The 9,382-nt window shown below is 63.4% G+C and carries 6 protein-coding genes; 5 read left to right on the top strand and 1 reads right to left on the bottom strand.

What is annotated here, in order from left to right; genetic code table 11:
* The first annotated feature begins 165 nt into the window (after nucleotides 1–165).
* From FLV34_RS38000 to FLV34_RS37985, 4 genes are all read left to right on the top strand, one after another.
* Nucleotides 166–705: a winged helix-turn-helix domain-containing protein gene (locus FLV34_RS38000; protein ID WP_147945462.1), complete on the top strand. Its 540-nt coding sequence runs from the start codon at nucleotides 166–168 to the stop codon at nucleotides 703–705.
* On the top strand, nucleotides 615–1,250 hold the full coding sequence (locus tag FLV34_RS37995; protein ID WP_147945461.1) for a transposase: 636 nt from the start codon (nucleotides 615–617) through the stop codon (nucleotides 1,248–1,250). The genes FLV34_RS38000 and FLV34_RS37995 overlap by 91 nt, the downstream gene beginning before the upstream one ends.
* Nucleotides 1,251–1,532: 282 nt before the next feature.
* Complete coding sequence (locus FLV34_RS37990; RefSeq protein WP_147945460.1) at nucleotides 1,533–6,809, top strand: LamG-like jellyroll fold domain-containing protein; 5,277 nt, start codon at nucleotides 1,533–1,535, stop codon at nucleotides 6,807–6,809.
* 304 nt (nucleotides 6,810–7,113) lie between these two features.
* Nucleotides 7,114–7,581, top strand: a complete 468-nt coding sequence (locus tag FLV34_RS37985) for a hypothetical protein (RefSeq protein ID WP_147945459.1) — start codon at nucleotides 7,114–7,116, stop codon at nucleotides 7,579–7,581.
* Nucleotides 7,582–7,814: 233 nt separating this feature from the next.
* Here FLV34_RS37985 and FLV34_RS37980 read toward each other — a convergent pair whose 3' ends face one another.
* On the bottom strand, nucleotides 7,815–8,348 hold the full coding sequence (locus FLV34_RS37980) for an AAA family ATPase (RefSeq protein ID WP_261986063.1): 534 nt from the start codon (nucleotides 8,346–8,348) through the stop codon (nucleotides 7,815–7,817).
* A gap of 150 nt (nucleotides 8,349–8,498) precedes the next feature.
* Here FLV34_RS37980 and FLV34_RS37975 point away from each other — a divergent pair, with 150 nt between their 5' ends.
* Nucleotides 8,499–8,993, top strand: coding sequence for an NUDIX hydrolase (locus FLV34_RS37975; RefSeq protein ID WP_147945457.1), 495 nt, complete (start codon nucleotides 8,499–8,501; stop codon nucleotides 8,991–8,993).
* Nucleotides 8,994–9,382 lie beyond the last annotated feature (389 nt).

The following is a 9,382-nucleotide window of genomic DNA, read 5'->3' as shown; positions in this document are numbered from 1 at the left end:
TGCGAATCGAAGGATTACGAAGTGGCCGTCTCTTGTCACATGGATCTCTCCCGTCGCACCAAGGGAAAGATCACCCGTACACCACTCCCATGGACGCTACGGAACTTTTTAAATGGGTCTTGTCGGTGAGCTGACGAGGGCTGATCTGGTCTGTATGACCAGGGTGTGCGGTATGCCCAAGGCGGCGGCTTCACCCCCCAGGAGCAGCGGCGCCGCGAGGAGGTACGGCTGAGCGCAGCCGTGATGTTCGAGCAGGGGGTCACGAACGCGGCGGTAGCCCGGACGTTGCGGGTCACTCAGCGGTCGGTGGAGCGGTGGCGGCGCGCCTGGCGCGAGGGTGGCACGGCGGCGCTGGCCTCAGCAGGCCCGCACGCGCTGCCCCGGCTCAGCCCGGCGCAGTTCGCCCGGCTGGAGGCCGAGCTGGAACGCGGTCCGCTGGCGCACGGGTTCGCCGACCAGCGCTGGACGCTGATGCGGATCAAGACGCTGATCGGCAGGATGTTCCACCTCGGCTACACCGTTCAGGGGGTGTGGTACCTGCTGCGGCGTAACGGCTGGTCGTGCCAGCGCCCCGCCCGCCGGGCGATCGAGCGGGACGAGGCCGCGATCGAGGTGTGGAAGAAGGAGGTCTGGCCGCAGGTGGAAGATCCGCGGCGGCCGACGGCGCCTGGATCTGCTTCGAAGACGAAGCCGGTCAAGGGCTGAGGCCGCCTCGCGCACGAACGTGGGGCCGGCGCGGGCACACGCCGGTGGTACACGTCCGCGGGCGCGGAAGCGGACGGGTGAACATCGCCGCCCTGGTCTGCTACAAACCCGGCGAACGCTCCCGGCTGATCTACCGCCTGCACGTCTACCGCGGCCGCAAAGGCGAGCCCAAGACCTTCGGCTGGATGGACTACCGCGACCTGATCCTTCATGCCCACGCCCAGCTCGGCGCCCCGATCGTGCTGGTCTGGGACAACCTCAACCTGCACCTAGTGCCCGGGATGAAGACCTTCGCCGCCGAGCACGCCGACTGGCTCACCATCGTCCAGCTCCCCGCCTACGCCCCCGACCTCAACCCCACCGAGGGCATCTGGTCCCTGCTCAAACGCGGCGCCCTGGCCAACCTCGCCGCCGCCGACCTGCCCCAGCTCGTCCGCGTCATCAAGCGCGCCCTGAAGAAGATCCAGTACCGGGCCCACCTCATCGACGGATGCCTCCCACCGACCGGCCTGACCATGAGAACGGGAGGCGACATCACGAATTAAAGGTCAGTAACTACATGGTCAGTCACAGCCGCATAAAGTGAAACGCTCCGTCGCCTGTATTTCGCTCCCATCCTGGCCGCTCACTACTTGAAGATTACGAGCCGTCATGACGGAGTATATCTTTCCCGTTACCGAAAACGATCTTTACTTTTATCTTCACTTTATGTGATGATCACGGGGTTTTGTCCGCACCTGTTCGAAAGGTTGTGAGTGAACAGACGCCTATCAGCGTCCGGCTTAGCCACCCGGACGCGCCGCCGTGCTGCCCTGATCGCGACTCTGATGCTGCCGCTCTCGCTCATGAGCGCGCCCGCGACCGCGCAGGGCCCAACGCCACCCTCCCCAGCTAAATCCGCATCCATAACACCACCGAAAGCCACTCCGGATCCGAACCTCAAGGCCGCCTGGGAGAAGGCGGCCAAGTCCGGTAAACCCGTTGAGGTCCCGGCCCACTTCACCGAGAAGATGAAGGTCTGGGCGCAGCCCGACGGCAAGCATCTGCGGGCCGAGTTGTCCACCCGGCCGGTACAGCTGAAGAACAAGGCCACCGGGACCTGGGAGCCCATCGACACCCGTGTCGTGGCCCGCGACGGGACGCTGCAGGCGGCGCGGGTCAAGTCACCGCTGACCTTCGGCGAGCGCGGGGCCAGACACCTGGTGTCGGCGAAGGGGGAGAAGGGGACCACGGGCCTGAAGGTGACCCGGGCGCTGCCGGAGCCGAAGGTCTCCGGCAGCACGGTCACCTACCCCGACGCTGTCGCGCCGGGCGCGGACCTTGTGGTGATCGCCCAGGCCGACGGTTTCGTTTCCCAGGTGGTCTTCCGGCGTAAGCCGGACGGCCCAGTGACCGTACGCCTGCCCCTCACCCTCCCGGAGGGCACGAAGTTCGGTAAGGGGCCCGAGGGGTTGCCGCAGCTGAAGGACGCCCAGGGTAAGGCGGCGGCGGCGCCGATCGCGCTGACGGCGATGGACGCCAAGGTGGAGTCCTCTCCCGAGCAGGGGAGGTCCTCCCAGGTCGACGCGCGCGTGGAGACCTCCGGCACGACATCGGAGTTGGTGTTCAGCCCGGATGAGAAGTTCCTGGCCGATCCGGCGGTGACCTACCCGGTGACGATCGCCGCCTCCTCCGACTGGTTCGGCGGCGGCAAACCCGCCGACGCCTGGGTCAACAAGAACGAGCCCTACAGCAACCACGGCCCGGACGGTTGGCTGCGCGCGGGCACCACCCAAAGCAGCGCGGACATCGCCCGCGTATACCTGAGGTTCGACACCACGGACCCGGCGTTGCTGGGCGCCACCGTCAACGACGCCGACCTGATCATCTGGAACTACAAGTCCGGCGGCCCCAACGGAGCGCTGTGTGGCGACCCGCTGGGGGCGGGCACGGGCATCACGGTCCAGCGCGTCACCTCCGACTGGCAAGAGGGCTATGTCTCCTGGGGCTATCAGCCGTCGATAGCCAGCGGCACCGAGGGCACCAACGACGCCGGGTACAACTACGACGCCAGCGGCACCTGGTGTGCCAAGGACGAGGCGCTGTGGCATCAGGTCAAAAGCATGGTCCGCGGCTGGATCGAAAACGGCGTGCCCAACAAGGGCATGATGTTGCGGGCCGTCAGTGAAACCGCGACGACCAACTGGCGCCAGTACTACTCCAGTGAATACAGCGGCGGTCAGCCATACCCAGGCTACCGCCACCCCCCTACACTGATAATCGAATACGAGCCGGCGGAGTCTCTCCAGGTTGTTTATCAGGCCCCGGCTGATCAACCCCTGCCTCCCGCCTACTACGAGGACGACAAGGCTCGCGTGGACCGGGGCGAGGTGTACGAAGGGGAAGATCCGCCAATGTCTGTCAACTCGCCAGAGGACGAACTCGCTCAGGCCATCGCGTCTGGAACCTCTGTGGATCTCCCTATGGAGGATGTGAACTATCCCGAAGGGCTTTCTGAAGACGAAGTACAGGAGGGTAGTAATCCCGATATAGGTGCAGCTGACCCTTCCGACCTTCCCCAAGAAAACACTCCACCGGAAACACCCGCACCCGATCAAATACTGAACGCCAATCCATATTTCGAAACTAACACCGAACCCTGGAGTGGAGAAAATGGGGCATTACAACAGTCAACTATTAAGGCGCATGAAGCGAACGGTACAGGATCGCTGCTGGTCTCCCCCACGGTGGGTGCGACCTCCACAACTGTTCGCTCGGAAAAAATTCCTGTGCGATACTATGACTACTATAGAGTGGCCGGTTGGTTCACGGCCTCGTCGAACACCTCCGTCGATTACGGGGTTGACTGGTTCGACGCCGATGACTCACTGATTTCTTCAAGTATCACACGCTACTCGGTAGCCGCAGATTCGTGGTCTCCCGCCGAGGCGTCCTTCAATCCCCCTACCAGTGCGGTCAAAGCTCAAATACGCCTCACACTGTCAGGCGACGCACCTCTCGGAGAAATCTTTGCTGATGAACTAGCACTGTACGGGCCGTCTCCGTCCGTCTCCCCGTCTCCGTCCGTCTCCCCGTCTCCGTCCGTCTCCCCGTCTCCGTCCGTCTCGGGGCTAGTGGCGGCCTACGGCATGAACGAGGGATCGGGGACCAATGTGGCCGACTCCTCTGGACGGAGCAACAACGGTACGGGCAGCAACACCGGCTGGGCGAATGGCAAGTACGGCAAGGCGCTGTCGTTCAACGGCTCTTCCAGTTGGGTCACCGTCCAGGACACTGCGTCGCTGCGCTTGACGAACGGAATGACGCTTTCTGCCTGGGTCAACCCGGCCACGGTGACCGACTGGAGAAGCGTGCTGGCCAAGGAGCTGAGCACCGAGGGGGTCTCCTACACCCTGTACGCCTCCAACGGCACAGGCCCGGCCGGCTGGGTGCAAACCGCCCCTGACGACTTCTCCACTCTCAGCGGGAGCTCCCCTCTGGCGGTGAACAGCTGGAGCCACCTGGCGCTGACCTACGACGGTGCCGCCCTGCGGTTGTTCGTCAACGGCCAGCAGGTCGCCCAGAAAGCCGTGAGCGGAAGCCTCTACGACGACGGCAGCCCGCTCCACATCGGCGGCAACGACGCCTGGGGCGAGTTCTTCAGCGGCCTGATCGACGAGGTCCGCATCTACAACCGCGCCCAGACCGCGGCCGAGATCCAGACCGACATGAACACCCCCGTCGGCTCCACCACACCAAGTCCCACCCCCAGCCCGACACCAAGCCCGACGCCGAGCCCGACATCAACGCCGACTCCGGTTCAGGGGCTGGTGGCGGCTTATGGCATGGAGCAGGGTGCTGGCACGGTGGTCGCCGACTCGTCCGGGAAGAACAACACCGGCACGGCCATGGACACCACCTGGGCCACCCAGGGCAAGTACGGCAAGGCCCTGTCGTTCAACGGCACCTCGAGCTGGGTCACCGTCCAGGACGCCGCGTCGCTGCGCCTGTCCACCGGCATGACCTTGTCGGCCTGGGTGAAACCCAGCACAGTGACGGGCTACCGCAGCGTGATCATGAAGGAGCTCAGCTCACTCGACGGAGCTTCCTACTCGCTGTACGCATCCGACGGACAGGGGCCCGTCGCCTATCTCACCACGGACTACGACTGGGAGTTCGGCCCCTCCACGCCACTGCCGACCAACACCTGGAGCCACATCGCCGTCACCTACGACGGCACGACCGCCCGCCTGTTCGTCAACGGCAACCAGGCGGCCACCGCCGCGATAACCGGCGGCAGCCTCTACGACGACGGCGGCCCGCTCCACATCGGCGGCAACAACGTATGGGGCGAATACTTCCAAGGCCTCATCGACGAGGTCCGCATCTACAACCGCGCCCAAACCGCGGCGCAGATCCAAACCGACATGAACACCCCCGTCGGTGCCGCAGCGACGAGCAGCACAGCACAGAGACTGAGCACTGGCACGGCCGGTAACCCCGCCACCGCAGTTGAGAAGCTGACGGTGGACGACAGCCGCACCATGAACGGTGTCACCGTCGCCGACACGCTCACCCCCCGCCTCACCACTTGGCTCACCGGGCACGACGGCGAGGCGAAGGTGGAAGTGGAGATTGCCGGCGAACCCGCCAAGCCCATCAAGTCCGCCAAGACGCATAAGACAGCTGAGGGCAAGCATCGGATCTGGTCGGGCCAGACCACTGCCAAGGCCGGCGAGTCCCAGGTGACGCTGCAGGTGCCCAAGGACCAACTACAGAACGGCGAGAAGGTCCGGTGGCGTGCCCGTGTCACCAACTCCGGAAAGACAAGCGCTTGGACCGACTGGCAGGCCATCACCATCGCCGCGGAAACGAGGCAGAAACCACCTGCGAAGTCGGTCAATTCCCCTAGCAAGAAACCCGAAGCTGTATCCCTGACGCCCGCCGAAAACAGAGTCGCGACACCCTCTGTGGCGAGTTCAGACATCGGCCCCAAAGCCGTAGATATTTTACCTTCCGGCCCTCAGGAAGCCTCTGAGCTCACGTCCACAGAATGTGCAAGCGACTCCAAATATCGCGATAAGAACGGAGCCTCCAAACATCGTTTCGGCTGGTGCGTCGTCGCACATTATGTTGCCCGAGAATGGAAGGTCAACCTCCTCGGGCACGCATATCTCGCAGGTGAGGCGACCGGGAAAGTTTATTATCGCATCAGCACTCGACGAATTGCGCGAGAATTTGATCTCTCCGTCCGAGTCGTTCCCGATGAACCCACCGGAACGGGAAACCAGTTCAAGCTCAGCTTCGACGCTCATGTGGTGGATCCAGACAGCCAATCTAATCCCAGCCACTGCCCCTTCGTGCGTTCCGAAGGTCTGACGGGAAGCTACCCGTCAAGCACATGGGCAAACAGCACAGCCGACTGGCAGGTCACTAGAACCTACGCGTCCACAAGGCACGAAGGCGAGGATTGGCTAGGTTACTGTGCGCTGGGGATCCGAGGACACGCCACCTTCCCCAGTGGGGTCACGAAGACATCCACTGTCCCCACGGTGAAGGAGGTTCGCTGTGACACGGCATTATATATAAGCTGGTACAAGAACGGCGGCTGCATCATCTGGACGTCGGGCATTCCCAGATTCAGCTTTGCAAAGACGAGCACCAATTCCAAGGCGGTTTCGTTTCCCCAGATTTGGGATCACATCGAGAGGGCGACGAATCCCGACGAGGAGACGCATCCCTATACGCCCGGTCTCGCCTTCCCAAGAGCCCCTGAAGGCTATCGGAAGATCATCCCCGGAGGGGATATCGATCACTTGATGTATCGCCTATCCAATGCGGAGAAGGCCGACGCACAGCACAACTATACATCGGCGATATGCAAGAAGGAGTTCGCAGATAAATATCCGTGGCATACCATGTATTCGGATCCGCAGAGTAAAGACTGCGACGAATTCCCATGGGCGGCAACGCAGCAGGGATCTATGTACGCAGACCCCGACTATAACTTCTCAATCGAACTCGTCAATACGAAACAGAATCAGGATTTTGGCCGCATACAGGGCGCCTGGCTACAGAACAACCGAATCCTCAAGTCTGACGGTTTCTTCGTCCAGCTGAGATAACGGTTAGAAGTGCGCTGTGCCCGGCTGGTCGCTCCTCAACCGGCCGGGCACAGCGTCCGTAGAACCCGGCGAAGGAGTGAGCGCAGTCCTCAGCCGCGAATCCGCCGCCTACCCGAGCGTCGCGGGCAACGCCGCATCAGCTACCCGGAATTAACGGGACAATCAGGCGGATACCGCTATCATCCCGGTGCAGATCAGTCGGAACGGCCACCCCGCGAGTCGTCGAGGGCGGTACCCCTGAAGGATTATGGACAGAACGGAGGAACATGGGAACATCGACGCGATCACTTCCAGGAGAGTCTGCATGAGCATTCTCATCAAGTCCGTGACCGACCGGGTCCGGTTGCCTTCTTACGGCGCCTTCGCCTTAGAGGATCAGGGACGCGACTTGAGCGACCCAGGGCCACTGGGCGTCGACCCTGATCCCGACGCATGGTTCCAGGCCGTCGACGACGGCGCATGCGTCAACACCGAGCACGGATGGCAGGAGGTCGGTGTTCAACTGGAACTATGGGACGGCCCCCCAAGGACCACCGAGGAATGGGACAAGTCACAAGAGGCGCGCATCTACTTCACCTCCGGGCAGGTCGCCGCAGTGGAAGTGGAGTACCACAATATCGAGCACAACGTCCTCGATCTGGGCCGTGCGGGTGCGCACTGGAACGTGCGTGCACTGATGCGCCAATTGCGGCCGGTACAGCCTGAGGACTCGACCCGCATGAGGGTGGATCTGGAGGCGTACCTCTTCCAGTTCTGGCCAGCCGACGACTGATGTCCGGACTGCGGGGATTGACTTCGGGTCATGTCGGCGTATCTGGGCAGCGATAACGGCAGGTTCGGGGCTGATGCCTTCTCAATTGGCAAGACGATAAGTGACCGCCATGGCGGGATCGATGGCCTGCACGGACGGCACGATCATAAGGGTGCCCAAAGTGGGCCGATCGGGTCCGCCGACCGCATGGTGGATCATGGTGGCAAGGCGGCCGTTCATCGCGGGGCGTTGTCTCACTGGTTGGTCTGTGCTGGCGTCAGGCGCGCTTGGCGCAGCACCTGCCGCACCGACGCTTCCAGCGGACTGTCCTCGCCGATGACCGTCTCGCACCCGTCCGGCAGCAGGTCGCGCTCCTGATACCACTCCCGCATCTGGTCCGGGGTGAATTCCACCCGCTGGGGGCGGCTGTCATGCCGCCGGAGCGTCTCGGGGAAGGACACGTCCAGGTAGAAGAAGGCGGTGGTCCCGGTGTGGTCACGGCGCAGGGACTGCAGCATCGCCCCATAGCGGCTGGCGGTAAGGATGCCTTCGAGCAGGACGTGATGCCCGTGATCGAGGGAGTACCGGGCGATCGTGTCGATGAGGCCGATGTTCACACCGCCATGTACGTCCCGCTCCCGCAGCAGCTCCCGCCGTACGACGTCCTGGCCGACCAGCGCCAGGCCACGGCCATAGGCGGCCCGCACGGCACGGGCGACGCTGGTCTTCCCAGAGCCGGAGTTCCCGCGGAGAACGATCAAACGGGTGTCGAGAGAGCCGGTACGCACCGGCTCAGGGTACGAACAGTCCGTGGGCGACACGCCGTCTTTCCCTGTCGGCCGGTGACGTCCCGCCCAGTGGTGTACAAGCTGCTTCCACGTGAGGTTTGGAAATACCCCGGCGCCAGGCCGTGCGCGGCTCATAGTGTCGGAGCCGTCATGAGCGACTCTGCGTCACACCTGGCCTACGTCGCCTCCGTACCCCGCCTTCGTGCTGCGGCAGGCGCATTGCTCCGAGACAACGAGGGGCGGGTGCTTGTCGTGCACCCGGTTTACAAGGACGAATGGGACATCCCCGGCGGGATGGTCGAGGCAGGGGAGTCCCCCGTCAGTGCTCTGCTCCGTGAACTACAGGAGGAGCTGGGCATCGCATCGCCGGTGGGTCAGCTCGCATGTGTCGACTGGGTGCCACCGGCACCGCCCTGGGACGCCGGGCTGATGTTCGTCTTCAACGCAGGCGTGCTCACTGACTCCCAAGTCGCGGCGCTCCGCCTGCAGCCCGAGGAGCTCGACGAATACGTATTCGCTCCTCCCGCGGACTTGGACAAGCTCTTGCCGCCAGGCCTGGCGAGGAGGATGACCGCGGCGATCTTGGCGGCAGACGCCGGCCAGACTGCTTACCTGGAGGACGGCCTCTTCCGCCTGCTCCCGTAGCCGGACGTATGCGCGGGCTCGTAGGTTAGCGCCACAGCCAGTACGTCGTGGGCAGGCGGGCGCAGTAAGTAGCCGCTGCGGACAGCGATGGCCGGACTGTTGGCGAGCAGGTAGCCCCTCGCTGGCGGTGTATACCTTGCCGCCCTCAAGGCTGCGGTTCGAGACGTTCACGGAACTCCTGAGTGCGTTTAGGGCGCTACGTAGGATGAGCGCTCATCAGGCGGAGAATCACTTAATTTTGGCGATTTGGGATCAATTTCTTGCACCGCAAGAGGGCGGCCCCCGCTAGTTAGCGTCCATGGGAGTGGTGTACGGGTGATCTTTCCCTTGGTGCGACGGGAGAGATCCATGTGACAAGAGACGGCCACTTCGTAATCCTTCGATTCGCA

Origin of the sequence: Microbispora sp. CSR-4 (assembly GCF_008033685.1) — a bacterium.
Taxonomy (GTDB): domain Bacteria; phylum Actinomycetota; class Actinomycetes; order Streptosporangiales; family Streptosporangiaceae; genus Microbispora.
This window is presented reverse-complemented; position numbering and strand designations above follow the sequence as displayed.